Genomic DNA, 25,563 nt, shown 5'->3' with positions numbered 1-25,563 from the left:
TGCGCGCGTGCTCCTCGCTGGCGGGAGGGGTGGACCCGACCATCTTCGCCGATCGGGGCTGGCGCGGCCGGGACCGGGTCGCCGCGGCGGCCCGGCACGCTGTCGCATCGGCCAACGGCGGGCGCCGCGCTTGTGCGGATCCACCGTTGTCCGGCCCCCGGCGTTCCCGGAGGATCCCCCGCATCCCTGGTGACGGCCGGGGACGCGAGGCACCCCCAGGAGGAACCATGGGCCGATGGGCCAGCCAGCTGTGTCGCCGTAAACCGCTCGGCTCGATGATCGAGCAGGCCGACGCCGAGGAGCCCGGCGGCCTGCGACGGACCATGGGGCTCGGGCAGTTGACGCTGATCGGCATCAGCTCCGTCATCGGCACCGGCATCTTCTTCGTGCTCGGCACGGGCGTCCCGAAGGCCGGGCCCGCGGTGATCCTGTCGTTCGTCGTCGCTGCGGTCGTCGCGGGGCTCGGCGCGCTCTGCTACGTCGAGTTGGCCGGTGCGGTGCCGGTGGCGGGGAGCACGTACTCGTACGCGTACGCCTCCCTCGGCGAGGGCGCCGCCTATCTCGTCGCGTGGTGTCTGGTCCTGGAGTACGGGGTGGCCGCGTCGACGGTCGCGGTGAGCTGGGGGCAGTACCTGAACGAGGTGACGGGCACCCTGTTCGGGTACACGCTGCCGGACGCGATCAGCCAACCGCCGGGCGCGGGCGGCCTGGTGAACGTGCCGGCCCTCGTCGTGGTGCTGCTGTGCTCGCTGCTTCTGGCCCGGGGCACGCGCGAGTCGGCGGCGGCGAACGCGGTGATGGTGGCCGTGAAGATCGGTGTGCTGCTCTTCTTCTCCGCGGTGGCGTTCACCGCGTTCGACAGCGGCAACTTCGCGGACTTCGCGCCCCACGGCATGACGGGCGTGGGTCTCGCGGCCTCGGGCGTGTTCTTCACGTACGTGGGCTTCGACACGGTCGCGACCGCGAGCGAGGAGGTGCGCGATCCGCGGCGCACGATCCCGCTGGCGCTGCTGCTGACGCTCGCGGCGGTCACCGCCCTCTACGTCCTCGTGTCGCTGGCGGCGCTCGGCGCCCAGCCGGCCGCGCGCTTCGGCGCGCAGGCGGACGCGGGCGAGGCGGTCCTCGCGCAGATCCTGCGGGACGTGACCGGCACGAGCTGGCCCGCGCTGGTGCTCTCGGCGGGTGTCGTCGTCTCCATCTTCAGCGTCGTGCTCGTCACGCTGTACGGGCAGACGCGCATCGTGTTCTCGATGGCACGGGACGGCCTGCTGCCGCAGGTGTTCCGCCGGGTCGACCGCAAGCGGCACACGCCGGTGCACAACACGTGGGTCGTGGGGGCGCTGGTCGGCGGCCTCGCCGCGTTCGTGCCGTTGCAGTACCTGGCGGACCTGACCAGCATGGGCACGCTCATCGCGTTCGTGGCGGTGGCCGCCGCCGTGATCGTGCTGCGGCGGATCGCGCCGGACGCGCCGCGCTCGTACCGGGTGCCGCTGTACCCGGTCGTGCCGGTGCTGGCCGCGCTGTCCTGTCTCTATCTCGCCTGGCTGCTGCCGGGCGTGACGTGGACGCTGTTCGGCTGCTGGCTGCTGCTCGCGGCCGTCCTCTACCTGTGCTTCGGGCGCCGGCACTCGGCCCTGCGGGAGCCGCGGGACGGCGAGCCCCCGGCCGGGCGCGAGCCCGTCGGCGTCACTGCGGACGGGGAGGCGGGCGCATGACGCACACGCTTCCCGAGGCGGCCGTGCTCCGGCCCGCCGGAGATCTGGTCGGGCTGACGCGCGCGTTGGTCGACGTGGCGTCGGAGAGCGGCTGCGAGGCCGCGCTCGCCGACGCGGTGGAGTCCGCGTTGCGGGCCGCGCCGCATCTGACGGTGGAACGGATCGGGCACTCCGTCGTCGCCCGCACCACCCTGGGCCGCGCCGAGCGGGTCGTCCTCGCCGGCCACCTGGACACCGTCCCGGCCTGCGACAACCTGCCCTCGCGCCTGGTGGACGACCGGGTGTACGGGCTCGGCGCCTGCGACATGAAGGGCGGTGTGGCCGTGGCGCTGCAGACCGCCGTGACGGTCACGGCGCCGACGCGCGACGTGACGTACGTGTTCTACGAGTGCGAGGAGGCCGACGCCGCGCGCAACGGGCTCGGGGTCATCGCCGCCGCGCGACCCGAACTGCTCGCGGGCGACCTGGCGATCCTCCTGGAGCCGTCGGGCGGCCTGGTGGAGGGCGGCTGTCAGGGCTTCCTCACCGCGGACGTCACCGTCCGGGGCCGGCGGGCGCACACCGCGCGCGCCTGGCAGGGCGTGAACGCGGCCCATCGCGCGGCCGAGGTCCTGCGCCGCCTCGACGAGCACGGCGTGCGCGAGGTGGTCGTCGACGGGCTGGTGTACCGGGAAGGACTGAACGCGGTGGCCGTGCGGTCGGGGGTGGCGAGCAATGTCGTACCGGACACGTGCGTCGTCACCGTCAACCTCCGCTTCGCGCCCAGCTGTTCGCCGCGGGAGGCGGAGGCGCGGGTGCGCGCGCTGTTCCCGGAGTACGAGGTGGACGTGACGGAGGTGGTCGCGGGCGCGCTGCCGGGGCTCGGACGGCCCGCCGCCGCGTCGCTGCTCGCCCGTCTCGGCACCGAGCCGCGGGCGAAGCTCGGCTGGACGGACGTGGCCCGTTTCGCCGCCGCCGGCGTGCCGGCGCTGAACTTCGGGCCCGGCGACCCGTCGCTCGCGCACACCCCGGACGAGTACGTTCCGGTGGCCGAACTGCACGCGGTGCGGGAGGCGTTGGCGGACTGGCTGACCGGCTGAACCCAGGATGCGCCTGCGGGCCGGCCGTGCTCAGGCGCGGCCGGCCCGCAGCCGCGCGAGGAGCCGCAGGTGCAGCCAGAGGACGAGCCGCTCGTCGGGGTCGTCGAGGTCGATGGCCAGGTGCTCCCTGATCTGCTTCAGGCGGTAGCGGCAGGTGTTGGCGTGCACGGCGAGGAGGCGGGCGGCCCCGGCCATGTCGCAGCCCGCGTCGAAGTAGGCGATGAGGGTGCCCGCGTAGTCGGTGCCGTGCCGCTCGTCGTGGTCGAGGACCTGCCGCCACGGGCCGGTCGTGAGATCCTCGCGCCGGTCCAGCAGCTCGCCGAGGCGCAGCAGGGTGACGCGGGGGCGCACGTCCTCGATGGCGGCGACGCTGCGGTCCTCCTCCAGGACGGTGAGGACCCGGTCGGCGTCGTCGCGTGAGCGGGCCACCTCGGCGAGGCCCGTGACGGCGCCGCCGAGTCCGGCGCGCACGGGGCTGCGCAGCGCGAGCGCGGCCTGCCGGGTGAGGTCCTCGATGAGCCGGCGCTGGCGGCCGCCGTCGGGGCCGGCCTCGGGGAGCAGCGCGTACACGGTGTCGTCGACGACCACGCAGGCGTGCCGGCCGTAGCGGGCCTCGCACTGGAGCCGGACGTGGTCGAGGAGGCGCAGGGTGGCCTGGGCGCTGTCGGCGGGGGCGACGGCCGGATCGTCGAGGACGAACGCGACGACGCGGACCTTGGCGTCCTCGGCGAAGCCGAGTCTGCGGGCGGCGGTCGCGGGCGCCGCGGTGCCGTCGAGGAGGCGCCGGAGCAGGTCCCCGTACTGGTGGCGGGTGAGGTCCTCGGCGGCGCGGGCGCGCAGCAGGTGGAAGGCGGCGGTGGAGGCGCCCTGGGCGAGGATCTCCTCGGCGTCGGGCGCGAGCCGACCGCTGTCGATGACCCAGAGCGAGCCGAGGATCTCGCCGCCCGCGCGGATGGTGACGGCGAGCCGCTCGATCTCGCCCGGTTCGGTGCCGGGCAGTCGCAACGGGCGGGCCGCGGCGTGGAGTCGGCGGTACTGCTCGGTGTTCTCGGGACTGTCGGGGACCTGGCGGCCGAGGATGCCCTGGCGGCGGACGTCGTCGATGACCTGACCGTCGACGGTCGAGTAGGCGAGGATGCGCCGGCGCGGGTCCTCGACGGTGGTGGCGCCGCCGGCCGCCGCGGCGATCGCGTTGGCGAGGGCGAACAGGTCGCCGAGCGCGGAGGCGCCGGCGCCCTGCGCGACGGGGGCCGGTCCGGACTGGACGGCCGAGGCGATCAGCAGGTGGACCCGGTGCCAGGACGCGTCCTCGTCGACGGCGAGCAGCGCCACCCCGTGCGCGCGGGCGGCCTGCTCGGGCCCGCCTGCGCCGCGCACGACGAGCCCGGTCAGGCCCGCGGCGGCCACGGCCGGGACGAGGTCGGCCGCCGCGGCGGCGGTGACCCCGACCGCGAGCAGGAGTCCGCCCGGTGTGTACGGCACGGGCATGCCGGGGTCGTGGAGGAGCACCTCGGTGACCGGGACGGCGGTGCCCGCGGGTGCGGCGACCAGGCGGAGGGCCGGCTGGCCGAGGGTGTCGAGCAGCGCGTCGAGCGTGCAGTCGGCTTGCATGGGGCTCCTCCTCGGCCGCGTCGACTCCTCGGCCCTGTCGGCTCCTCGGCTTCGTCGACGCCCGATTGTCGCGTCCGCCGGGCGGGCCGCGGATTATCGGATCGCATCATGAGACCGGCCGAACGTTGCACGAACGCGCAAAGACGGCCGCCCGGTGAGTGCCCAGACTGGCAGCCATGATCAGTGCTACGACAGCAAGTGCCGCGGCGCCGCCCCGGGCGCCGGACGGCGGCGCCGACCTGGAGCGGGCGGCGCGCGCGGCGGCCGGGTCCGCAGGGGCCGCCGGTGTCACGGTGCGGACCGTCGACGACCTGTCCGGGCTGCGTGCCGTGACGGACTTCCTCGCCGCGACCTGGGGCACGCCGCCGGGCGCCCCGCCGCTGCCCACCGACGTCATGGCGAGCGCGGTGCACGCGGGCGGCGCGGTGCACGCCGCGTACGCCGGGCAGGAGCTGGTGGGGGCGGCGGTCCTGGTGTTCCAGCCGCCGGCGGAGCGGGCCGTGTACTCCCTCGTCGCCGCGGCGGCGACCTCCGACCGGGGGGTGGGCCTCGCCGTGAAGCAGGCGCAGCGGCTCTGGTCCCTGGAGCGGGGCGCCGAGCGCATGCAGTGGACGTTCGACCCGCTGCTGGGCCGCAACGCCCGCTTCAACCTGGTCAAGCTGGGCGGGCTCGGCACGGAGTACGTCGTCGACTTCTACGGGCCGCTCGACGACGGGTTCAACGGCGGCGACGAGAGCGACCGGCTCACCGTGACCTGGGACCTGCGCGACCCGCGCCGCGCCGTCGACGACGGGGCGTCCGGCCGGGCCGGTGCCGAGACGCTGTGCCCGGCCCCGGACGGCGGGCCGCTCGCGCTGCGGTCCGGGGAGCGGCTGTGGTGCCGGGTGCCCGAGGACGTGCTCGCGCTGCGCGCCCGGGACCTGCCGACCGCGCTGCGCTGGCGGCACGCGGTCCGTGAGGTGTTCACCGGTGCGTTCGCCGACGGGTACACGGCGTCCGCTCTGTCGCGTGACGGCTGGTACCTGCTGACCCGCGCCGCCGCGAGCGGCGCCCCGACGTCCGCCCAGGAGGGCTGAGATGAAGATCGAGCGTGTCGAACTGCTGCACATCGCGGTGCCGTTGGTGAAGCCGTTCCGTACCTCGTTCGGTACGCAGACCAGCAAGGACACGTTCCTGCTGCGGGTGGAGACGGACGCGGCCGAGGGCTGGGCGGAGTTCGGCGGTGATCCGGACCCGCTGTACAGCGCGGAGTTCACGGCGGGCGCCGAGCTCGTGCTCCGTGACTTCCTGGTGCCGCGGGTGGCCGCGGTACGGGACCTGACCTCGGCGAAGGCCGGTCCGGCCATGGCCACGGTCAAGGGCCACTACATGGCGAAGGCCGCCCTGGAGACGGCGCTGCTCGACGCCGAGCTGCGGGCGGCCGGGATGTCGTTCGCGACGTTCCTCGGCTCGGTCCACGACCGGGTGCCGGCGGGCGTCTCGGTGGGCATCAAGCCGTCCATCCCCGAACTCCTCGACGACGTACGGCAGTACCTGGACGAGGGGTATGTGCGGATCAAGCTGAAGATCGAGCCCGGCTGGGATCTGGAGCCGGTCCGTGCGGTGCGGGAGCAGTTCGGCGACGAGCTGCCGCTTCAGGTCGACGCCAACACCGCGTACGGCCTGTCGGACGCCGAACACCTGCGGAAGCTGGACGCGTTCGGGCTGCTGCTCATCGAGGAGCCGCTGGACGAGGACAACCTGTACCAGCACGCGCAGTTGCAGCGGCGGATCGCGACGCCGGTCTGTCTGGACGAGTCGATCCACTCGGCGCGGGACGCGTCCGCGGCGATCGCGATGGAGGCCTGCCGGGTCGTCAACATCAAGCCGGCGCGGGTGGGCGGCTACCTGGAGGCCCGCCGCATCCACGACCTGGCGCGGGCGGCGGGCGTCCCGGTGTGGTGCGGCGGGATGCTGGAGACGGGCATCGGCCGGGCCCCGAACCTGGCGCTCGCGGCGCTGCCCGGGTTCACGCTGCCCGGCGACACGTCGGCGTCGTCGCGGTACTTCGCGGAGGACCTGACGGAGCCGTTCGTCCTGCGAGACGGGCATCTGGACGTGCCGCAGGGGCCCGGGATCGGGGTCGACCCGATCCCGGAGGTGCTGCGGCGGTTCACGGTGGCCCGCCGGACGGTGGGATAGCGGGGCAGGGCGGGCCGGGGCGCGTCCGGCCCGCTCAGTCCTGGGCGGCGTCCCAGGTCCGCAGGTCCACCACGCGGTCGTCGGCGAACAGCGCGCAGGTGCGGCCCTCGGCCACGAACACGCTGCGCAGCTCGGCGTCGAGGACGGTCGCGGCGACGAACGTGCTGACGATCAGCGGGAAGTCGCACACCGCGCCGATGCGGAAGAGGGACTGGGACTCCGTCGTGACCGGGTCGCCGCCCGCGCGCAGCACGATCCGCTGGTCGTGGGCCACCGCGCGCGCGGCGACCGCGACGGAGATGTTCCCGAGTCCGTCCGAGGCGACGGCGGCCAGCGCGCGGGCCCGCCGCACCGAGAGCCGCTCCAGCAGGAACCGGTCGCCGCCGCGGCCTATGACGACGGGGATGTTCAGCGAGCGGGCCAGCGGGAGGCAGCCGGCCCGCCGGTCGCGTTCCACGGCGACGACCTTCACGCCGAGGTCGCGCAGCCACGCGGAGAGCCGCAGGCCGACCTGGCCGAGGCCGACGACGATGACGTGGTTGCGGCGGGGTATGGAGCGGGCCCCGAGGATGCTGGTCATGCGGTGCCCGGTGAAGCGGTCGACGACGCCGGCGGTGAACACGGCCGCGAGGACCAGCACGCCGATCATCGACGCGGCGGAGAACACCTTGTACCAGCCGGGTCCGTGCTCGGCGGCGGGCGAGGAGCCGACCGTGGTGAGGGTGCGGGCCGCGTTCCACACGGAGTCGGTCCAGTGCTCGTGCAGGACGAGGACGCCGAGCGCGACATCCGTGGAGTAGGCGAGGAGCAGCGCGACCAGGCTGCACACGAGCGCCTTCGCGGAGGTGCCGAGGGAGCGGAACCAGGTGCCGGCGGGGCTGCGCGGGTGCGGCTGCGGGGCGGTGGCGAGGGCGCGCCGGGGCAGGTGCTCGACGCGTGTGGTCACGCCTTCGCGCCGGACGCCCACGAGGTCGTCGCCGACGGGCTGGAGCATCGCGTACTCCGGGGCGAGACAGCTCGCCAGGAGGCTGGGCAGGATCGCGTCGGTCATGGACAGGGCGGTGCAGTTGGGGACGGTGCGGGAGACCTCCTCGGCGACCGTGCGGTCGAAGATGGTCACGACGAGCCGCACGCCGGGCCTGAGGTGCTCGGCGAGCAGCGCGTAGCGCAGGGCGACCATGTCGTCGCGGGACACGACGGCGACGCTGTCGACGGGGCCGCCGAGCTGCCGGCGCAGGGTGTCGTCGTCGGGTCGGGGCAGGCGGTGCGCCGTGCTCCCCCACCGTTCGATGCAGTCCGCGGCGGAGCGGCCGAGGGCCTCGTCGTCCTCGATGATCACGACGTGGCGGCCGGTGGCGGGCACGTGCGAGCGGGCGTCGCCGCGCGGGTCGCGGGTTGTCTGAGGGCTCAAGCTGTCGGCCTCTCTACCGATGCGGGTCCGGGGACGGCGTCCCTGGTGCCCGGTGATCCGGAAGGCGCGGCAGTGCCTGATCGAGGCCGGCGCGTACGCTTCGGCGCCGCCCGGCCGGTTCGTCCGCGCTCACGGGGGTGAGGAGCGCGGCCGGTCCGGAGCGGGTACGAAGCGGTTCTCTTTCTAACAGTCGCCCCGGCTGCCCCGATTCATCACGGTGTACAAAACCGCGCGGCCGACTCCGTACATCTGTCGAATGCGCGGGGCGGGGCCGGTCGCGTACGGGCCGCGTTCCTCACCCGGCGGTCTCGGGCGCGGTCGCACGAGAGGCGCGCCCACCGGACCCACCCTGCGGCCCTGCTCCGGCCACCGAGGAGTGGACGCCGGTGAGCGGCACCGGAAGCGCCGGAGGCGAGGTCACGGGCGACTCCCGTGGTGCCGATGGCCGCGAAGCCGTTGACGGCGAAGAAGGGCTGGGGTGGATGCCGGAGGGCGGCCCGCCCGTCGTCGCGAGCCGGGACGAGGTGGCGGAGGCGCGGCACACGGCGACCTCGGTGCGGGACGGTTTCGGCACGAAGCTCAGCCGGACGCACCGGCTGACGGTGGTGCCCGTGTCGCACTCGGGCCCGAGCTGCCTGGGGGACCACGCGGCGGGCCCGCCGACCCGCTGTACGGGAGTCCCCCGCGCTGCCATGATCGACGATCATGCGTATCGATGAACTGGGCCCCCTGGAACGCCAGTTGTGGCACGCCTACCCGCAGGGCCGCCCTGTCGAAGGCCGTCCCGGCTCACCAGAGGCCGCCCGCCCCACCGTCCGTGCCGAGTTCCTCATGGCGCTGCTGCTCGGCGCCGGTCCCGAGCCCGCGCGAGGCGATCGCCCCGCGCTGCGGCTCGGCGGCGCGTCCGTCACGGGCACGCTGGACCTGCGGTTCGCCGAGATCGCCGCACCGATCGCCCTCACGGACTGCCACTTCACCGAGACGCCGCTCCTCCGGGGCGCCCAGATGCGCGAACTCACTTTCGCCGACTGCGTCCTGCCCGGCCTGATCGCCGACACGGCCCAGATCCAGGGAAGGTTCGCGCTCTCCCGCTGCCGGCTGTCCGGCCCGCTCGTGCTCACCCGCGCCGAGACCCACGGCGACCTGGACCTGACGCACACCGTGATCTCCGCCCCGGGCGGCGAGGCGGTGTCGGCCGTGCGCCTGCGCACGGGCGGCCACCTGTTGTGCACCCGCCTGAAGGTGAACGGGGGCATGCGGCTCTCGGGTGCCTCGATCACCGGCGAGTTCGACCTGGAAGGCGCCCACCTGAACCGTCCCGGCGGCACGGTTCTGGACGCCTATCACGTCCAGGTCGGCGAGGACTTCACCTTCCATCCCGGATTCAGCGCCGAGGGCCGCATCATCCTGTCGGGCGCCGACGTGGGAGCGGCGATCGGCTTCTGCGGCGCCCGCCTGGAGCACCCCGGCGACATCGCCCTCGAAGCCGTCGACGTCACCGTGAAACGCAACTTCGACCTCGGAGCGGGCCTCACCGTGACCGGCGGCATCACGCTGGACGGCAGTCTCGTCGGCACCCGGCTCAGCTTCGAGGACGCCACCGTGTCCCGGCCCGGCGGCACCGCCCTGTCGCTGCGCATGACTGAGGCCCGCGAGACCGATCTGCGCACCCGAGTACCGGTCGACGGGATGGTGGACGCCGGCAACGCCCGACTCGGCGTCCTCTACGACACACCCGCCACCTGGCCCCGCCGGCTGCGGCTGTCCGACACGGCGTACGACGCGCTCGCCACCCCGCTGACGGCCACCGAACGGCTCGCCTGGATCCGGCGCGGCACCGAGGGGTACCTCCCGCAGCCCTACGAACAGCTCGCCGCCGCCTACCGGCGCCTGGGCCACGAGGACGAGGCCCGCACCGTCCTGCTCGCCCGACAGCGCCACCGCCGCTCCGCGCTCCCCCTGCACGCGCGCGTCTGGGGATACGTCCAGGACGCCACGGTCGGCTACGGCTACCGGCCCGGTCGCGCCGCCCTGTGGATCGTCGCCCTCCTCGCCGTGGGCGCGACCTTCTTCGCGGCACATCACCCGGCCCCGCTCGAAGCGGCCAAGGCCCCTCCGTTCAACCCGGTGTTCTACGCGCTGGACCTCCTGCTCCCCCTCTTCGGCTTCGGCCAGAAGGCGGCCTACGCTCCCCACGGCGCCGGTCAGTGGCTCGCCTACGCGCTGACCACCGCCGGATGGGTGCTGGCGACCACCGTGACCGCGGGAGTGTCCCGGGCCCTCAACCGCCAGTGATCCCGCCCGACCGACCGGCCGCGCCGCGGCTCAGAAGGCGGCGAGACTCGCACGTGCCGTTTCCATGAAGACGCTCTTGTGCTCCTCCACGTGCTCGTTGACCTCGACGTCGCCGATCTCGCGCCAGACCGCCTGGTTCAGCGCCCGGGCATAGGAACGCACCGGATCGTGAAGCCCGGCGTGGCCGACGAGTACGAGGTGCCGCTCGGCGATCCAGAGCCGGCCCATCGCCGCCGAGGCCGCGCCGAGCCATGCCTCGTCCTCGCCCCACTCCTCGGGCCGGCGATAGGCCACCCCTTCGGCTTCCTGCACGCAGGCGAGGAAATCCTTGATCGCCTGCAACTGCTCGGCCCGGCGGGCCTCACGGTCGGCGACGGCCTGGCGGCGTGCCTCCAGCCGCTCGGCGGAGCGCTGCGTGGCCCGTTGGGAGAGAGCGGTCAGGCCACCGCCCAGGAGGACTCCGGCAAGCGAGAACAACGGTGCCCACACTTCAGTCGCCACGCGGCGCTCCCCCTCTTCGCACTTCACGCTCTTCGCACTTCCTGACGGGCACCCTGGCGCATCCCTGGACCCGGCCCCTTCGGCGTGCCAGCATCCACCCCGTCACGCACCGCGGCAAAGGAGATTCATGCGGGAGGCACCGGAGGGCGGCATCGCGGGCGAGGCGACGGTGCTCGTTCCCGCCACCGAGGAGCATCTGCCGCTGCTCGCCGACTGGTTCGCCGACCCCGCGTTCGTCCGGGAGTGGGGCGGGCGGCCCCTCGGCCGCGCGGAAGTGGCCGCCAAGTACACCGGGCGGCGCCGACCCGCCGTGGAGTCGCTCCTCGTCCTCCAGGGCACCGATCCCGTGGGCTACGCCCAGTACGTCCCGGCCGGCCCGCGCGAAGGGGGCATCGACATGGTCCTCCTGCCGCGCGCTCAGGGCCGGGGGCTCGGCCCCGACGCGGCCCGCGCCCTGGTCCGGCACCTGCACACCGTCCTCGGGTGGGACCGGGTCACGGTCGATCCCGAGGCGTCCAACCACCGGGCCGTCAGGGCCTGGACCAAGGCGGGCTTCCGCCCGGTCGGCCCGCGTGGGAGTCAGCTGCTGATGGAGTCACTGGGGTGAAGCGTGAAGGATGAGTTCTCGATCTTCGACGAGCCCGTCGACCGGAAGAAGTCCCACTCCATGAAGTGGGCCTGCGCCGGAGAGTTCCTCGCTCCGGACGAGGCGGCGGCCGACCCGCTCCCGCTGTGGGTGGCCGACACCGACTTCAAGGCGCCGCCCGTCGTCCTCGACGCGCTCCACGCGGCGGTCGACCACGGTGTCCTCGGCTACCCGGGCGGCGCGACCGACAGCTATCTGGCCGCCGTGACGGGCTGGCAGGCGCAGCGCTTCGGCTGGGAGGTGGACCCGGCCTGGACCGTGCCCACCGCCGGCATCCTCACCAGCCTCAAGACGGCCGTCCAGGCGTTCTCCGCGCCGGGCGACTCCGTCCTCATCCAGCCTCCGGTCTACGGCCATTTCCATGAGGACGTCCGCCTCAACGGACGCGATCTCGCCTACGCGCCGCTGCTGCGGACCGAGGACGGCTACGCCTTCGACGCCCACACCTTCGAGGCGGCCATCCGGCCCGACACCAGGATCTTCCTGCTGAGCCACCCGCACAATCCGACCGGGACCGTGTGGTCGGAGGACGAGCTGCGGACCATGGGCGAGATCTGCGCCCGGCACGGTGTCCTCGTGATCGCGGACGAGATCCACCAGGACCTGATCATCAATCCGGCCAAGCGGCACGTCCCGTTCGCGTCGCTCGGCCCGGAGTTCGCCGCGAACAGCATCACGTGCACGGCCCCGAGCAAGACGTTCAATCTCGCGGGGCTGCAGTGTGCCAACGTGTTCGTGCCCGATCGCCGGCTGCGCGAGGAGTTCACCCGCCGGTACGAGCGCAATCTCATGCCGCTGGTCAACGTGCTGGGCATGGTGGCCGCCGAGGCCGCCTACGCCCACGGCGCGCCGTGGCTGGAGGAACTGCTCACGTACCTGCGCGGCAATCACGCGCACTTCGCCGCGTCCGTCCACGCCGCCACCTCGAAGGTGCGGGTCCTGCCCGCCGACTCCCTCTACCTGGCCTGGACGGACTGCCGCGGCCTCGGGATGACCGCGGCGGAACTCGAACGGTTCATGCTGATCAAAGCCCGCCTGTGGTGCGACCCGGGGCAGAAGTTCGGGACCGAGGGACACGGCTACCTGCGCGTGAACCTGGGCTGCCCCCGCTCCACGGTCGACGAGGCGATCTCCCGCCTCACCACCGCCGTCGCCGGACTCTGAGCAGCCCGGGAGGGGAGTCAGTCGGTCTCCTTCAGCACCGCGTCCAGGCGCTCCAGGACGTGGGGCCAGCCCTTGCCCATGCCCTCGTACGCCTGCCCGCCCAGGGGAGAGTCGAGGTCGAAGCCCGCGTGGGTGAGCACGAGCCGGGTGCCGTCGCCCTCCGGGCGCAGCGTCCAGGTGACGAGGGTGTCGAGCGTGCCCTCCGCGAACCGGTAGGCGAGGATCCGCTCGTCCTCGACCTCGGTCACCTCGCAGGGCTGACGGCCGAAGGTGCCCATGTCGAGGGTGAAGCGATGCCCGACGACCGGCTTGACGTCACCGGCGGCCCACCAGCGGGCGTGCAGCTCCGGGTCGGTCAGGGCCGTCCAGACCTTCGCGGGGGCGTGCTCCAGGAGCTTCTCGCAGGTGATCGTGGCGTGCTCGGTCATGGCTCGCTTCCTTCGTAATCGTCGAGGAGGCCGGAGAACGCGTCCGCGCACCGCTTCCGGGTGCCCGCGGACCGCCCGCCGGGCTTGCGAGCAGTCTGCAACGTACGGCACGGCCCGGCACCCCGGCCCCACCCGCAGCACCGGACTGCGATCATCGCCGACGAGGCGGACCCTGTAAGGGCTCCTGTTCCCGGCTCGCCCGATTTTCCGCCCGCAGGCCGCACGCAGAACGCGTGTCGCGATCACCTCGAAGGGAGTCGTTCGCGGCACTCGGCCTGGATGCGGACCGTCCGTAGCGTCGATGAGGCAAGCGACCGGCATTCGAGGAAAGGACCAGAGATGTCTGACCTTCCAGCCCCCACCACGCCGTACCTGGAGCCCGAGGCCAGGGAGCTCGCCGACGCCACCGATCCACACCCGCGGATCTACGAGCTTCCGCCCGAGGAGGGGCGCAAGATCCTCAGCGACCTGCAGAACGGCGAGGGCGTCGAGCGCCCGGACGTCGACGAGGAGTGGGTCGACGTCGACGCCGGCGAGTGGGGCACCGTCCGCACCCGCATCATCAAGCCCAAGGGCGCCACGGGCCCGCTGCCTGTGGTCTTCTACATCCATGGCGCCGGGTGGGTCTTCGGTGACGACAAGACCCACGACCGTCTCTTCCGGGAGCTCACCGTCGGGGCCGGTGCCGCCGGCGTCTTCCCCGTCTACGACTGGGCGCCCGAGAAGGGCTACCCCACGCAGGTCGAGCAGAACTACGCCGTCGGCCAGTGGCTGCAGAAGAACGGCGCCGACCACGGCCTCGACACCTCCCGCGTCGCCGTCGCGGGCGAGTCGGTCGGCGGATGCATGTCCGCGGTGTTCGCGCAGATGAACAAGGACCGCGGCGGGCTCGCGCTCAAGGCGCAGATCCTGCTCTACCCCGTGACCGGGCCGGACTTCGACACGCAGTCCTACCACCAGTTCGCGGAGCACTACTACCTCACCCGCGACGGGATGAAGTGGTTCTGGGACGCGTACACGACCGACGAGTCCCAGCGTGAGGAGAAGTACGCCTCGCCGCTGCGGGCGACCCTCGACGACCTGGAGGGGCTGCCGCCCGCCCTCGTCATCACGGCAGAGGCCGATGTCCTGCGGGACGGAGGCGAGCTGTACGCCAACAAGCTCCGTGAGGCCGGGGTCGAGGTGACAGCCGTCCGCATCAGCGGGACCGTCCACGACTTCATGCTGCTGGACAGCCTGCGCGACACCCAGGCCACCAACCTCGCACGGAAACTGTCCGTCGACGCGCTGCGAGAGGCTCTCCACCAGGACTGACCGCAGCCAGGAACATGGGCGGCAGACTCGACAGGGTCTGCCGCCCGTCGCTGCGCCGACCACGGATTTCGAGGAGAGACACGATGAGCCCGACCGCGACAGGACCACACGTCGACGCGACCGGAGCGCGCATCGTCGCCGAGGTCGGCCTGCTGGAGTACAACGACTGCCAGGTGTCGGCGATCCACGGCCTGCGGGACATCTTCCGTGTCGCCAGCGAGTACGCCGTGGAGTCGGCCGACCCTGCGAGCGTGATCCGGGTCAGCACCTGGACGGTGTCCGCCACCGACGACGGGCCGGTCATGGTGTGCACCTCGGACACCCATCCTGAGCTCGCGCACCGGCTCAGCCACGTCATCATCCCGCCGAGCCTGGTCGTGCCCGAGCTGATGAAGGCGGCCGGCGAGCTCACCGACTGGCTCGTCGGGCTCCGGTCCGAGGGCACCACTCTGTGTGCCGTGTGCGCCGGTGTGTTCGTCCTCGCCGAGACCCACCTGCTCGACTCCCGGGACGCCACGACCCACTGGGCGTTCGCCGAGGAGCTGGCGCGCCGGTACCCGAAGATTCGGGTGGACGCCTCACGCATGGTGATCGACGACGTCGACATCATGACGGCCGCGGGGATCCTGGCGTGGGTCGACCTGGGCCTCACCCTCGTCGACCGGATGCTCGGCCCCAGCGTCATGCTGCACACGGCGCGCTTCGTCCTGGCCGACCCGCCGCGCCGACAGCAGTCCCTCTACCAGGAGTTCACGCCACGGCTCCAGCACGGCGACAGCGACATCCGCACCGTGCAGGCTCAGCTGCATGCCCGCCTCCACGAGCCCCACTCCATCGAGCACCTCGCGCAGACGGCGGCCATGCACCTGCGCACCTTCCAGCGACGGTTCAAGGAGGCTACGGGCCTGACGGCGACCGAGTACATCCAGGCGGCGCGCATCGCGAAGGCACGTGAGCTGCTGGAGCTGACCAACGATCCGGTCGCCCAGATCTCCCGCGGTGTCGGCTACCTGGACGTGTCGAACTTCCGACGGCTCTTCCAGCGCGCCACGGGCGCCACGCCGTCGGAGTACCGGCGCCGGTTCGGCATCGCGGCACGAGCCGGCCGACCCGAAGCGCCGTCGGCAGGTCAGCCGGCGAGGATCCGCTCCACACCCTCCCGATAGCCGGTGACCCGGAATTCGGGAAAGCGGGCCACGAACTTCGAGCTGTCGAAGATGTTGTCGTCCCGGTAGCGGACGAGCAGCTCGAACATCTCGTCGAGCGGCTTGACGAAACGGCGGCCGAGGCGGAAGGCGAGCATCGGGAGCACCGTGTAGCCGATCCTGCGGCCGGTGATCTCGCCGGCGATCTCGATGAGCTGGGCGTAGGACTTGCGGTCCGGGTCGACGGGCAGGTGCCACGTCTGGCCGTAGGCGTCCGGCGTGTTGCCGAGCAGGGCGAGAGCGCGGCTCGCGTCGGGGGTCCAGATCAGGGAGCGCTGGGCATGGGCGTCGACCGGGACGAACGGCCGCTTGCCCGCCTTGATCCGGTCGAACACCAGCGAGTTCGTGTAGCTCTTCGTCCGGCCCGGACCGTAGAACTCGGGCGCCCGGCCGATCAGGGCTTCGACCCGGCCCGCCCGCATGGCATCGAGAAGCATGGTGGTGATCTCCGCGCGGACCCGTCCCTTGCGTCCGCCCGGCGCGAACGCCGTCGACTCGGTCTGGGGCGCCGGGGTTCCGGGATACATGTAGGTGTTGTCGAAGAAGACGAGCTTCGTGCCGTGTTCGGCGCAGGCGTCGATGACGTTGCGCATCATGACGGGGAACTGCCGCTCCCACAGCTCCGAGTCCAGGGGCAGGCCGACGGTGAGGTAGGCGATGTCGCTGCCCGCGACGGCACGGCTGGTGGCGCCGGCGTCGGTGAGGTCCGCGGCCACGAGCTCGTCGGTTTCGTTCACCCTCGACGGTTTGCGGCTGACGAGGCGGATGTCCTTGGTGTGGTTGCGGTGGAGCTCGTTCACGAGCTCGTCGGCGATCGGTCCGCCGGCGCCGAGAACGGTCTGCATGGGCCTGGTCTCCTTGCGATGGATGGTGCGGGGGTGACGACAGCTCAACTGCGAGGAGCGTCGTGCCGCCACGTGACGATGCGGTCGACAGCCGTGGGCCGGGGCACGGGGCGCGGGCGTCCGTACGTCTCGGGGCCTTTGGACGTACGATATGTTTACGGTGCTAACAAAGAGTAGAAGGGCAAAGTAAGCAATGTCAACTTCAGGGAAGAGCAGCTACCACCACGGCGACCTGCGGGCGGCACTGCTGTCGACCGCGATGGAGATGCTGGAGGACGGCGAGCCCTTCTCGCTGCGCGCCATCGCACGCGAGGCCGGCGTGTCGCCGACCGCGCCGTACCGCCACTTCAAGGACCGCGACGCCCTGGAGTCCGCACTGGCCGCCGAGGGCTTCCGCGACCTGCTGGCAGACCTGAGCGGCGGGCGCGGCCTGCCCGCATCACCCTCGGACCTGGCCGAATTCGCCGTCGCCTACGTCACCTTCGCGCTGCGACGCCCGGCCCTGTTCGGCGTGATGTTCGGCAAGCCGTGCGACGACGCCGACGACGAGCGGGTCAAGGCCGCCGACGCCCTGCACGAGCTGCTGGCCGACGCACTCGACCGCGTCTTCCCCGACGCCGACGCCTCGGCCCTGGCGTCGGCCGGCTGGGGGCTCGCCCACGGACTGGCCTGCCTGCACCTCGACGGCAAGCTGCAGGCCGCATCGGAAGAGGAGGTCGCCGACCAGGTGCGCAACGCCTTCCTCGCCATCACGTCGCTCGGCTCCTGACGCCCACACACACTCCTGCGGGCACCCTCCAGTGTTGACGGTGCTCACATCGCGTGCGATCCTCGGTGTTAGCGCCGCTCACATCGGAGGAGAGACCCATGCCATCCACCCGCAATCTGACCGACCGGACCGTGGAGGTCGATCTCGGAGGGCGTCTCGTCACCGTCCCTGAAGGCGGCCTCTACGACCGGTTCCGCATGGACACCGACCTCGACGAGGTCGAGCGCGACCCGCGGGTCAGCAGCGTCGACTTCTTCCGCCGGATGCCGAAGAGCCGCGTGGACTCCCGCATCGGTCCCACGCTGACGCCGAACTTCTACTACCGCATCTCCACGGCCCGGCTCACGATGCTCGCGCCCACCAAGGCGATCCGGGCCCGCCTGCCCCGGGAGCTGGACCCGCTCGAGATCGCCCCGGGGCTCGGGATCGTCTCGGTGATGGCCTTCCGGTACGACGTGTGCGACATCGACTTCTACACCGAGGCCGCGGTCGGCATCGCCGTGAAACCGGCGCGGCACGGCGGCCTTGGCCTGCTCGACCTGGTCACCGGCCTCAAGAACGACTGGCTGCACTCCTACGTCCTCTCGCTCCCGGTCAACACCGAGATCGCACAGGTGCGCGGCCACGACGGCTACGGGTTCCCCAAGTGGGTCACCGACCTCGACGTCGACATCGACACCGAGCGCACCTCCGCCAGGATCGCCAACGACCGGGGCGGCCTCGACCTCGCCCTGTCGGCACCCACCCCGAAGCAGACCGCCCGGCCCAGCGGCGGACACGTCTCGACCCTGACCTCCTACACCACGATCGACGGTGCCTGGCACTCCACGACCAGCCAGATCAACCTGCTCGCCTCGGGAACCACGCGCTTCCCCCGCGGCCTCGACCTCCAGCTCGGCCAGGGCCGGGTGAGCGACGACCTGCGCTCGCTGAAGCCGCTCCGCACGATCCAGCTCGACGTCACCACCGAGGGCCAGCTGGCGCTGCACATGCCGGTGCCCACCTCCGTCCAGGACCGGAGCTGAGCCGCGATGACCACCACCGCCGACACCGGCCGCGCCCGGGCCGCCCTCCCGACCTCGCTGACGCCGGACCGCCTCGCCCGCCTGGCCACCCTGGTGGCCGCCGGTGATCGCGCCCAGCGGGTCACCACGACCTCGCCGTACACCGGCGCGCCGCTCGCGGACCTGCCGGTCTCCACCCCCGACGACGTCGATGACGCCTTCACCCGGGCACGCGCCGCCCAGGCCGGCTGGGCCGCGACCCCGGTGGCCGACCGCAAGCGCATCATGCTGCGCTTCCACGACCTCGTCCTGCAGCGGCAGGAGGAAGTCCTCGACCTGATGCAGGCCGAGAGCGGCAAGACGCGTCGCGACGCGTTCCTCGAGGTGAGCGACATCGCGATCACCGCCCGCTACTACGCGCGCAGCGCACAGCGGCTGCTCTCGCCGAAGCGGCGCAAGGGCGCGATCCCGGTGCTGACCCACACCACCGAGCTGCGCCACCCCAAGGGCGTCGTCACCGTCATCTCGCCCTGGAACTACCCGCTCAGCATGGCCGCAGGCGACGCCCTCCCGGCCCTGATGGCCGGCAACGCCGTCGTGCAGAAGCCCGACACCCAGACCGCCCTGACCGCCCTGTGGGCGCTGGCCCTGATGCGTGAGGCCGGACTGCCCGCCGACGTCTGGCAGATGGTGGTCGGCCGTGGCAGCTCCATTGGAGACGCGCTCATGGCCGGCGGCGACTACATGATGTTCACCGGCTCCACCGCCAGCGGGCGCCGGATCGCGCGCGACGCGGGCGAGCGCCTGATCGGCGCGTCCCTGGAACTCGGCGGCAAGAACGCCATGGTCGTCCTCGCCGACGCCGACATCGACAAGGCCGCCGCCGGCGCGGTGGCCGCCTGCTTCCCCTCGGCCGGCCAGCTGTGCGTGTCCATCGAACGGCTCTACGTCGCCGATGAGATCCACGACGCGTTCGTCACCGCGTTCGTCGAACGCACCCGGGCCATGCGCCTGGGCGCGGCCTACGACTTCTCGATGGACATGGGCTCACTCACCACCCCCTCGCAGCTCGACACCGTCACCTCGCACGTCGACGACGCGGTGTCGAAGGGCGCGACCGTGCTGGCCGGAGGCAAGGCCCGGCCCGACCTCGGGCCGCTGTTCTACGAGCCGACGATCCTGGCCGAAGTGACCCCGGACATGACGCTGTTCGACCACGAGACGTTCGGCCCCGTGGTGTCGATCTACCGCTACCGGTCGGTCGACGAGGCGGTGGCACTCGCCAACGCCACGCCGTACGGCCTCAACGCGAGCGTCTGGGGCCGCGACGGCGCCCGGGCCCGCAAGGTCGCGGCACGGCTGCACGCCGGCACCGTCAACGTCAACGAGGCGTTCGCCGCCGCCTGGGGCAGCATCGACGCTCCCATGGGCGGCATGGGCGACTCCGGCCTCGGCCGCCGCCACGGCGCCGACGGGCTGCTCAAGTACACCGAAGCCCAGACCGTCGCCCACCAGCGCCTCCAGGGCTTCACCCCGCCCCGCGGGATCGGGCACGAGCAGTGGGCGCGGATCCTGACCCGGGCGTTCAAGACCCTGCGTGCCCTGGGCGTCCGCTGACCGACGACCGGCTCCGGCCACGACGGCACGCCGTCCCACCGGACCGGTCCGCATGAAGGAAGATCAGTCATGACCAAGCGCATCCTCAACGTCGTCACCAACGTCGGCCACTACGACGACCCTTCCCACACGACGGGCCTGTGGCTGTCCGAACTCACCCACGCCTGGCACGTCTTCGAGGAACACGGCTACGAGCAGACGCTCGTCAGCCCGGCCGGCGGGGCGGTGCCTCTCGAACCCCGTGCGCTGAAGTTCCCGAACTACGACAAGACCGCCAAGGCCTGGCACGCCGACCCCGAGAAGATGGCGCTGCTCGAGAACACGGCGAGCCCGGACCAGATCGACCCGGCCGAGTACGACGCGATCTACTTCACCGGCGGACACGCGGTGATGTACGACTTCCCCGACAGCGAGGGTCTGCAGCGCATCACCCGCGAGATCTACGAGCGCGGCGGCATCGTCTCCTCGGTCTGCCACGGCTACTGCGGCCTGCTCAACACCCGGCTCTCCGACGGCTCCTACCTCATCGCCGGCCGCAGGATGACGGGCTTCGCCTGGACCGAGGAGGTCCTCGCCCGCGTCGACAAGCTGGTCCCCTACAACGCGGAGGAGCAGGCCAAGCAGCGCGGCGCGCTCTACGAGAAGGCGACCCTGCCGTTCGTCTCCTACACCGTGACCGACGGCAACCTGGTCACCGGCCAGAACCCGGGCTCCGCCAAAGCCACGGCGAAGAAGGTCGTCCAGGCCATGGAGGGCTAGCGGCGAAGGCTCTCGCGACCCCGTGCGGTTGGGCTGTGTTCCGTTCGCGCCCTCAACTCCGCGCCCCTGCAGGGGCGGAAGAGGTGTCAGCGGCTCTCTTCGGCGGTCTTCCGCGCCAACGCGTTGTTCCCTATCGAGTTGTGCACGCTGAAGCTCACCGCGTCCGAGCGGTAGCGGTCGTCCGACCACTCCACCGGACGCCCCTCGTGCGTGGTCGTGACCCTGCGGATCCGCAGCAGCGGGCTCGTGCGGCGGATGCCGAACAGTTCGGCGTCGCGCGCGCCGGCGGCGACGGCGTCGATGAGGTGCTCGCCGTGGGCGAAGACCACGCCGGTGTCCTCGTAGAGGCGTTGGGTCACGGACGGACAGTCGGGGTCGATCGCCTCGACGGCCGGGGAGATCCAGTCGGAGTACACCGTCCGTTCCACGAGCACCGGTTCGCCGTCCAGGCCGCGGACCCTCAGTACGTGCAACACCGGTGTACCTGACGGGATTTGAAGGCGCATCGCGTCCTCCTGCGCCGCAGGACGGTACTCCTGCGTGACCACGTGGCCGGTCGCCTCGCGCCCCATGGCCTTGGCCCACTGGGCGAAGCTGCGCAGTTCGGTGAAGCTCTGGCTGCGACGGCTGGCCAGGACCACGCGTCGGGCGCCCTGGCGGGAGCCGATCAGGCCTTCGGCCGCGAGGGCCGTGACGGCCTGGCGGATCGTGCCGCGTGACACGCCGTAATGGCGCGCGAGCTCCGTCTCCGCGGGCAGCTGGCCCCCGACGGTGTACACCTCGCGGTCGATCGCCCGTCGCAGTTCGTCGGCGATCGCCTCGTGTCGCGCTGTCATGCTTCCCCTCCGGATCAACTGCTGTGCACAGCAGCGTCAGCGTAATCGACTCGTGACGCGCCCCTGCGACGGACGGGATTGTGCAAGAAATCGCGGTGCGGGGTTTCGCTCCCGTTCACGGAACGGACATCCGTGACCGACTGACTGAGGCCAACTTGTTCGGACAAGTGCCCCGCACCTCTCGTCCTCTCGTACCTCTTCTGGAGATACCGTGACCGTGTCCCTGCCGAGAACCGCCCTGCTCGGTGGCCCCCTCGCCGTCGTCGCCGCACTCACCCTGAGCGCCTGCGGTGCCGCACCCACCGAATCGGCGGCCGGCTCCGGCGGCAAGAGCGCTGCCACCGCCACCTCCGTCGCCGACCTCGGCGGCATGGCCGCCCTGGAGAAGGCGGCCAAGAAGGAGGGCACCCTGCACGCCATCGCGCTGCCGCGCGACTGGGCCAACTACGGTGCGCTGATCGACGGGTTCCAGAAGAAGTACGGCATCAAGGTCGAGGTCGAGAACCCGAACGCCGCCAGCCAGGACGAACTCAACGCGATCACCTCGCGCAAGGGCCAGGACCGCGCACCCGACGTGGTCGACCTCGGCAGTTCCTTCGCCCTCAGCGGTGCCCGGCAGGGCCTGTTCGCCCCGTACAAGGTGGCCGGCTTCGCCGACATCCCCGCCCCGCAGAAGGACGCACAGGCCCGCTGGTACAACGACTACGGCGGCTACGTCTCCATCGGCTGCGACGCCAAGCGCGTCAAGCACTGCCCCACCACGTTCAAGGACCTCCTCAAGCCGGAGTACAAGGGCCAGGTGGCGCTCAACGGCGACCCGACCCAGTCCGGTTCCGCCTTCGCCGGCGTGTACGCGGCGGCGCTGGCGAACAACGGCTCCTTCGACGACATCCAGCCCGGCATCGACTTCTTCGCCCAGCTGAAGAAGAACGGCAACTACACGCCCGTCGAGGCCACCCCTGCCACGGTCGAGAAGGGCGAGACCCCGATCACCATCGACTGGGACTACCTCAACGCCGGGTACGCCGACGAGTTCCGGGCCAAGGGCCTCGACTGGAAGGTCGTGGACCCCGCCGACGGACGGTTCTCCCAGTACTACTCGCAGGCCGTCAACAAGGACGCGCCGCACCCGGCCGCCGCCCGCCTGTGGCAGGAGTACCTCTACAGCGACGAGGGCCAGAACCTGTGGCTCAAGGGATACGCCCGCCCGGCCCGCATGGCCGCGATGACCAAGGACGGCACCCTCGACAAGGCCGCGGCCGCCAAGCTCCCGAAGGTGGAGGGCACGCCCGCCTTCCCCAGCGACGCCCAGCAGGACAAGGCCAAGAAGGCCGTCACCCAGGGCTGGTCGAAGGCCGTCTCCGGATGACCGCCGCCCTCACGGGGACGGGCACGGCGACCGCCGCTTCCTCGAAGCGGCGGCGCCGTGTCCCCGGCTGGACGGCCGTCGTCCCGCTGCTCGTCTTCACCGCGCTCGCCTTCGGGGTGCCCGCCCTGGCCATGCTGAACGGTGCCTTCACGGTCAAGGACCCCACGTCGGGTGTGTCCTCGTACAGCACGGCGAACCTGACGGCGTCGGTGCGGGGCGGCTACCTGACCGCGCTGCTCGGCAGCATCAAGCTGTCCGCCCTGTCCGCCGCTCTCGCCACCGTGTGCGCGCTGCCGCTCGCCCAGGCCGTGGTCTCCTCCTCGCGGGTACTGCGCGAGGCGGTGCTCACCGCGTCCGGCGTCCTCGCCAACTTCGGCGGCGTCCCTCTGGCGTTCGCCTTCGTCGCCACCCTCGGCAACGCCGGTGTGCTGACCACGCACCTGGGCCTGTCGGACTCGGGCTGGAACCTGTACAGCTTCTGGGGTCTGGTCGTCGTCTACCTGTACTTCCTGATCCCGCTGATGGTGCTCACCCTGACCCCCGCCCTGGAGGGCCTGCGCGGCCAGTGGCGCGAGGCCGCGCAGAACAACGGCGCCGGCCCGGTGCGGTTCTGGTGGCACGTGGCCCTGCCGGTGCTCACCCCGACCCTGCTGGGCGGATTCGTGCTTCTCTTCGGCAGCGCCTTCGCCGCGTACGCCACCGCCCGGGCCATGGTCGGCGCGGCGGTCCCGCTGGTCACCCTGCAGATCGCCGACGCCCTCTCCGGCAACGTGCTGATCGGGCAGGAGAACGTGGCGCTCGCTCTCAGCCTCGACATGGTCCTCGTCGCCGCCCTGGTCATGGCCGTGTACCTGCCCCTGCAACGACGGAGTGCGCGATGGCTCGCCTGATGTCCGGTCGGTCCCTGTGGCGCCGGCCCGTCCTCGGCCTCGCCGGACTGTACTTCCTCGTCCCGATGGCCGCGTCCGTGATCTTCACGCTCGACGTGCCCGGCCACGGCGTCACCTTCGACGCCTACACGCAGATCGCGACCGCCGACGGCTTCCTGCCCAGCCTGCGCCTCTCGCTGGAACTGGCCCTCGCCACGATCGCCCTCGTGCTGCTGCTGATGGTGCCCGCCATGGTCGCGCTCCGCCTCGGGGCGCCGCGGTTGCGCCCGGTGGTCGAGGTGATGTGCTCCCTGCCGCTCGTCGTGCCGCCGATCGCGTACGTCGCCGGCATCGCCACGGTGCTCAAGTGGGGCCCCGAACATCTGTCCCGCACACCGCTCTTCATGACCTTCCAGGCCGTCCAGAACCCGTCGTTCCCGTTCGTGCTCGTCCTCGCCTACGTCGTGATGGCCCTGCCGTTCGTGTACCGGTCACTGGACGCGGGGCTGCGGGCCGTCGACGTACGGACCCTCGTCGAAGCCGCCCGCAGCTGCGGCGCGAACTGGCCGCAGGCACTCGTGCGGGCCGTCCTGCCCAACCTGCGGGGAGCGCTGCTCAACGCCGCGTTCCTCACGCTGGCCCTGGTGCTCGGCGAGTTCACCGTCGCCCAACTGCTCGGCTTCACACCGTTCGCCGTGTGGATCTACAGCGTCGGCGGCTCCCAGGCCCAGCTGTCCGTCGCCGTGTCCGTGCTCAGCCTCTTCGTCACCTGGGCCCTCCTCCTCGTGCTCGCCGGCGTCGGCGGACGCGACCGAACCACTGCTTCCCGGGGATGACACACGCCATGACCACAGCCACCACACTCGACAAGACCGTCGGCCGGCAGGCGGCCACCATCGAATTCCAGGGTCTGCGCAGGCAGTTCGGTGCCACCGTCGCTCTGGACGGGCTCGACCTGACGGTCCGCCCCGGCGAGTTCCTCGCCCTGCTCGGCCCCTCCGGCTGCGGCAAGACGACCGCGCTGCGCATGCTCGCCGGATTCGAGCACCCGGACTCGGGAGCGGTCCTCGTGGACGGCCAGGACGTCACGCGCGTGCCCGCCCACCACCGGGACGCCGGGATGGTCTTCCAGTCCTACAGCCTCTTCCCCCACTTGAACGTGCTCGACAACGTGGCCTTCGGCCTGCGCATGCGCAAGGTGCGTGCCGGCGAACGGCGGTCCCGCGCGGGCGAGCTCCTCGACCTGGTCGGCCTCGGCGACAAGGGCGAACGCTTCCCGCACCAGCTCTCCGGTGGCCAGCAGCAGCGCGTCGCACTGGCCCGCGCCCTCGCCCTGCGTCCGCGTGTGCTGCTGCTCGACGAACCGCTGTCCGCGCTCGACGCGAAGGTCCGGATCACCCTGCGCGAAGAGATCCGCCGGCTCCAGCGGGACCTCGGCATCACCACCCTGTTCGTGACGCACGACCAGGAAGAGGCCCTGTCGATGGCCGACCGGGTCGCCGTGATGCGCGCCGGCCGCCTCGAACAGTGCGACCGGCCCGCCGAGTTGTACGGCCGTCCCGCCACGGCATTCGTCGCCGAGTTCGTCGGAACGATGAGCCGCATCCCCGGGGTGCTCAAGGGCTCCACCGTCGAGGTGCTGAGCCGGCGCCTGCCCGCCGAGGGAGAGGCCGCGGACGGCGACGTGGACGTACTGGTGCGGCCCGAGGCCGTCCAGCTGCACTCCGACCCCGAGGGCACCGCCCGGGTCATGGCCACCGCCTTCCTCGGCGCCGTCGTCCGCGCCACGGTCCGCCTCGCGGACGGCACCGAGGTGAAGGCCGACCTGCCCGCACACGAGGCCACCGCTCTCGGCACCGGATCCACGGTGCGGGTGTCGCTGCCCGACCGGCCGGTCCTGGTGTCCGCACGCGCCCACTGATCCGTCGAAGACCCGCTGAAAGCC

General features: G+C 72.1%; 24 protein-coding genes. 18 read left to right on the top strand and 6 right to left on the bottom strand.

The annotated features are described in order from the left end of the window. Nucleotides 1-227 precede the first annotated feature (227 nt). Nucleotides 228-1,715 (top strand): APC family permease, encoded by a 1,488-nt coding sequence (locus tag ACZ4E1_RS31135; protein WP_467545766.1) that lies wholly within the window; start codon nt 228-230, stop codon nt 1,713-1,715. Beyond that, entirely contained in the window at nt 1,712-2,794 is a 1,083-nt protein-coding gene (gene dapE, locus ACZ4E1_RS31130) for a succinyl-diaminopimelate desuccinylase (RefSeq protein ID WP_467545764.1), read from the top strand. Before ACZ4E1_RS31135 ends, dapE begins: the two co-directional genes overlap by 4 nt. 30 nt (nt 2,795-2,824) lie before the next feature. Here dapE and ACZ4E1_RS31125 read toward each other — a convergent pair whose 3' ends face one another. Next, entirely contained in the window at nt 2,825-4,405 is a 1,581-nt protein-coding gene (locus ACZ4E1_RS31125) for a PucR family transcriptional regulator (protein WP_467545762.1), read from the bottom strand. Nucleotides 4,406-4,581: 176 nt separating this feature from the next. Between ACZ4E1_RS31125 and ACZ4E1_RS31120 the strand changes: the two genes are divergently transcribed. Together ACZ4E1_RS31120 and menC are read left to right on the top strand one after the other, a co-directional pair. After that, nucleotides 4,582-5,481, top strand: coding sequence for a chorismate synthase (locus ACZ4E1_RS31120; RefSeq protein WP_467545760.1), 900 nt, complete (start codon nt 4,582-4,584; stop codon nt 5,479-5,481). Nucleotide 5,482: 1 nt separating this feature from the next. After that, nucleotides 5,483-6,586 carry an o-succinylbenzoate synthase gene (gene menC, locus ACZ4E1_RS31115; protein ID WP_467545759.1) on the top strand — a complete coding sequence of 368 codons (1,104 nt, stop codon included), beginning with the start codon at nt 5,483-5,485 and terminating at the stop codon, nt 6,584-6,586. Between the two features lie 34 nt (nt 6,587-6,620). Here the strand turns inward: menC and ACZ4E1_RS31110 are convergent, their stop codons facing one another. Next, complete coding sequence (locus tag ACZ4E1_RS31110) at nt 6,621-7,997, bottom strand: NAD-binding protein (protein WP_467545757.1); 1,377 nt, start codon at nt 7,995-7,997, stop codon at nt 6,621-6,623. A 386-nt stretch (nt 7,998-8,383) separates the two neighbouring features. On the opposite strand from ACZ4E1_RS31110, the gene ACZ4E1_RS31105 reads away from it, so the two are divergent. Continuing rightward, on the top strand, nt 8,384-8,716 hold the full coding sequence (locus ACZ4E1_RS31105) for a hypothetical protein (RefSeq protein ID WP_467545755.1): 333 nt from the start codon (nt 8,384-8,386) through the stop codon (nt 8,714-8,716). Further along, complete coding sequence (locus ACZ4E1_RS31100) at nt 8,703-10,292, top strand: oxidoreductase (protein WP_467545753.1); 1,590 nt, start codon at nt 8,703-8,705, stop codon at nt 10,290-10,292. The genes ACZ4E1_RS31105 and ACZ4E1_RS31100 overlap by 14 nt, the downstream gene beginning before the upstream one ends. A 30-nt stretch (nt 10,293-10,322) precedes the next feature. Here the strand turns inward: ACZ4E1_RS31100 and ACZ4E1_RS31095 are convergent, their stop codons facing one another. Beyond that, nucleotides 10,323-10,793, bottom strand: coding sequence for a hypothetical protein (locus ACZ4E1_RS31095; protein WP_467545751.1), 471 nt, complete (start codon nt 10,791-10,793; stop codon nt 10,323-10,325). A 127-nt stretch (nt 10,794-10,920) separates the two neighbouring features. On the opposite strand from ACZ4E1_RS31095, the gene ACZ4E1_RS31090 reads away from it, so the two are divergent. Both ACZ4E1_RS31090 and ACZ4E1_RS31085 read left to right on the top strand, forming a co-directional pair. Beyond that, nucleotides 10,921-11,400 carry a GNAT family N-acetyltransferase gene (locus ACZ4E1_RS31090; RefSeq protein WP_467545749.1) on the top strand — a complete coding sequence of 160 codons (480 nt, stop codon included), beginning with the start codon at nt 10,921-10,923 and terminating at the stop codon, nt 11,398-11,400. Nucleotides 11,401-11,403: 3 nt separating this feature from the next. Next, the gene (locus ACZ4E1_RS31085; protein WP_467545747.1) at nt 11,404-12,603 is read left to right on the top strand and encodes a MalY/PatB family protein; all 1,200 of its coding nucleotides are present in this window, start codon (nt 11,404-11,406) and stop codon (nt 12,601-12,603) included. A 17-nt stretch (nt 12,604-12,620) separates the two neighbouring features. Here the strand turns inward: ACZ4E1_RS31085 and ACZ4E1_RS31080 are convergent, their stop codons facing one another. Continuing rightward, nucleotides 12,621-13,031, bottom strand: coding sequence for an SRPBCC family protein (locus ACZ4E1_RS31080; protein WP_467545745.1), 411 nt, complete (start codon nt 13,029-13,031; stop codon nt 12,621-12,623). 339 nt (nt 13,032-13,370) lie between these two features. Between ACZ4E1_RS31080 and ACZ4E1_RS31075 the strand changes: the two genes are divergently transcribed. Beyond that, nucleotides 13,371-14,345 (top strand): alpha/beta hydrolase, encoded by a 975-nt coding sequence (locus tag ACZ4E1_RS31075; protein ID WP_467545743.1) that lies wholly within the window; start codon nt 13,371-13,373, stop codon nt 14,343-14,345. An 83-nt stretch (nt 14,346-14,428) separates the two neighbouring features. Beyond that, nucleotides 14,429-15,511: a GlxA family transcriptional regulator gene (locus tag ACZ4E1_RS31070; protein WP_467545741.1), complete on the top strand. Its 1,083-nt coding sequence runs from the start codon at nt 14,429-14,431 to the stop codon at nt 15,509-15,511. On the opposite strand, the gene ACZ4E1_RS31065 is transcribed toward ACZ4E1_RS31070, so the two are convergent. Further along, entirely contained in the window at nt 15,475-16,395 is a 921-nt protein-coding gene (locus tag ACZ4E1_RS31065; RefSeq protein WP_467545739.1) for an NAD-dependent epimerase/dehydratase family protein, read from the bottom strand. The genes ACZ4E1_RS31070 and ACZ4E1_RS31065 overlap by 37 nt on opposite strands. A 193-nt stretch (nt 16,396-16,588) precedes the next feature. On the opposite strand from ACZ4E1_RS31065, the gene ACZ4E1_RS31060 reads away from it, so the two are divergent. The 4 genes from ACZ4E1_RS31060 (at nt 16,589) to ACZ4E1_RS31045 (ending at nt 20,544) form a co-directional block, all read left to right on the top strand. Beyond that, entirely contained in the window at nt 16,589-17,164 is a 576-nt protein-coding gene (locus tag ACZ4E1_RS31060) for a TetR/AcrR family transcriptional regulator (RefSeq protein ID WP_467545737.1), read from the top strand. 98 nt (nt 17,165-17,262) lie between these two features. Further along, nucleotides 17,263-18,189: an acetoacetate decarboxylase family protein gene (locus ACZ4E1_RS31055; protein ID WP_467545736.1), complete on the top strand. Its 927-nt coding sequence runs from the start codon at nt 17,263-17,265 to the stop codon at nt 18,187-18,189. A gap of 6 nt (nt 18,190-18,195) precedes the next feature. After that, on the top strand, nt 18,196-19,785 hold the full coding sequence (locus ACZ4E1_RS31050; protein WP_467545734.1) for a succinic semialdehyde dehydrogenase: 1,590 nt from the start codon (nt 18,196-18,198) through the stop codon (nt 19,783-19,785). 69 nt (nt 19,786-19,854) lie between these two features. Further along, entirely contained in the window at nt 19,855-20,544 is a 690-nt protein-coding gene (locus ACZ4E1_RS31045) for a type 1 glutamine amidotransferase domain-containing protein (protein ID WP_467545732.1), read from the top strand. A gap of 86 nt (nt 20,545-20,630) precedes the next feature. Here the strand turns inward: ACZ4E1_RS31045 and ACZ4E1_RS31040 are convergent, their stop codons facing one another. Next, the gene (locus tag ACZ4E1_RS31040) at nt 20,631-21,380 is read right to left on the bottom strand and encodes a GntR family transcriptional regulator (protein WP_467545730.1); all 750 of its coding nucleotides are present in this window, start codon (nt 21,378-21,380) and stop codon (nt 20,631-20,633) included. 211 nt (nt 21,381-21,591) lie between these two features. On the opposite strand from ACZ4E1_RS31040, the gene ACZ4E1_RS31035 reads away from it, so the two are divergent. From ACZ4E1_RS31035 to ACZ4E1_RS31020, 4 genes are read left to right on the top strand one after another with little or no spacing between them, the layout of a single operon-like run. Next, nucleotides 21,592-22,749: an ABC transporter substrate-binding protein gene (locus tag ACZ4E1_RS31035; protein WP_467545728.1), complete on the top strand. Its 1,158-nt coding sequence runs from the start codon at nt 21,592-21,594 to the stop codon at nt 22,747-22,749. Continuing rightward, complete coding sequence (locus ACZ4E1_RS31030) at nt 22,746-23,639, top strand: ABC transporter permease (protein WP_467545726.1); 894 nt, start codon at nt 22,746-22,748, stop codon at nt 23,637-23,639. Before ACZ4E1_RS31035 ends, ACZ4E1_RS31030 begins: the two co-directional genes overlap by 4 nt. Continuing rightward, nucleotides 23,639-24,454, top strand: coding sequence for an ABC transporter permease (locus tag ACZ4E1_RS31025; protein ID WP_467545804.1), 816 nt, complete (start codon nt 23,639-23,641; stop codon nt 24,452-24,454). The genes ACZ4E1_RS31030 and ACZ4E1_RS31025 overlap by 1 nt, the downstream gene beginning before the upstream one ends. Before the next feature lie 8 nt (nt 24,455-24,462). Then, nucleotides 24,463-25,539 (top strand): ABC transporter ATP-binding protein, encoded by a 1,077-nt coding sequence (locus tag ACZ4E1_RS31020; RefSeq protein WP_467545724.1) that lies wholly within the window; start codon nt 24,463-24,465, stop codon nt 25,537-25,539. Nucleotides 25,540-25,563 lie beyond the last annotated feature (24 nt).

This window comes from Streptomyces sp. NPDC025806, from assembly GCF_055558275.1.
Note: the sequence above shows the minus strand (reverse complement) of the source record. Positions and strands in the feature narration are given on the sequence as shown.

What these genes read in the sequence shown, in the direction of transcription:
- ACZ4E1_RS31135 (WP_467545766.1), top strand. Translation starts at nt 228, where the DNA reads ATGGGCCGATGGGCCAGCCAGCTGTGTCGCCGTAAACCGCTCGGCTCG.
- dapE (WP_467545764.1), top strand. Translation starts at nt 1,712, where the DNA reads ATGACGCACACGCTTCCCGAGGCGGCCGTGCTCCGGCCCGCCGGAGAT.
- ACZ4E1_RS31125 (WP_467545762.1), bottom strand. Translation starts at nt 4,405, where the DNA reads ATGCAAGCCGACTGCACGCTCGACGCGCTGCTCGACACCCTCGGCCAG.
- ACZ4E1_RS31120 (WP_467545760.1), top strand. Translation starts at nt 4,582, where the DNA reads ATGATCAGTGCTACGACAGCAAGTGCCGCGGCGCCGCCCCGGGCGCCG.
- menC (WP_467545759.1), top strand. Translation starts at nt 5,483, where the DNA reads ATGAAGATCGAGCGTGTCGAACTGCTGCACATCGCGGTGCCGTTGGTG.
- ACZ4E1_RS31100 (WP_467545753.1), top strand. Translation starts at nt 8,703, where the DNA reads ATGCGTATCGATGAACTGGGCCCCCTGGAACGCCAGTTGTGGCACGCC.
- ACZ4E1_RS31090 (WP_467545749.1), top strand. Translation starts at nt 10,921, where the DNA reads ATGCGGGAGGCACCGGAGGGCGGCATCGCGGGCGAGGCGACGGTGCTC.
- ACZ4E1_RS31080 (WP_467545745.1), bottom strand. Translation starts at nt 13,031, where the DNA reads ATGACCGAGCACGCCACGATCACCTGCGAGAAGCTCCTGGAGCACGCC.
- ACZ4E1_RS31075 (WP_467545743.1), top strand. Translation starts at nt 13,371, where the DNA reads ATGTCTGACCTTCCAGCCCCCACCACGCCGTACCTGGAGCCCGAGGCC.
- ACZ4E1_RS31070 (WP_467545741.1), top strand. Translation starts at nt 14,429, where the DNA reads ATGAGCCCGACCGCGACAGGACCACACGTCGACGCGACCGGAGCGCGC.
- ACZ4E1_RS31065 (WP_467545739.1), bottom strand. Translation starts at nt 16,395, where the DNA reads ATGCAGACCGTTCTCGGCGCCGGCGGACCGATCGCCGACGAGCTCGTG.
- ACZ4E1_RS31060 (WP_467545737.1), top strand. Translation starts at nt 16,589, where the DNA reads ATGTCAACTTCAGGGAAGAGCAGCTACCACCACGGCGACCTGCGGGCG.
- ACZ4E1_RS31055 (WP_467545736.1), top strand. Translation starts at nt 17,263, where the DNA reads ATGCCATCCACCCGCAATCTGACCGACCGGACCGTGGAGGTCGATCTC.
- ACZ4E1_RS31050 (WP_467545734.1), top strand. Translation starts at nt 18,196, where the DNA reads ATGACCACCACCGCCGACACCGGCCGCGCCCGGGCCGCCCTCCCGACC.
- ACZ4E1_RS31045 (WP_467545732.1), top strand. Translation starts at nt 19,855, where the DNA reads ATGACCAAGCGCATCCTCAACGTCGTCACCAACGTCGGCCACTACGAC.
- ACZ4E1_RS31040 (WP_467545730.1), bottom strand. Translation starts at nt 21,380, where the DNA reads ATGACAGCGCGACACGAGGCGATCGCCGACGAACTGCGACGGGCGATC.
- ACZ4E1_RS31030 (WP_467545726.1), top strand. Translation starts at nt 22,746, where the DNA reads ATGACCGCCGCCCTCACGGGGACGGGCACGGCGACCGCCGCTTCCTCG.
- ACZ4E1_RS31025 (WP_467545804.1), top strand. Translation starts at nt 23,639, where the DNA reads ATGTCCGGTCGGTCCCTGTGGCGCCGGCCCGTCCTCGGCCTCGCCGGA.
- ACZ4E1_RS31020 (WP_467545724.1), top strand. Translation starts at nt 24,463, where the DNA reads ATGACCACAGCCACCACACTCGACAAGACCGTCGGCCGGCAGGCGGCC.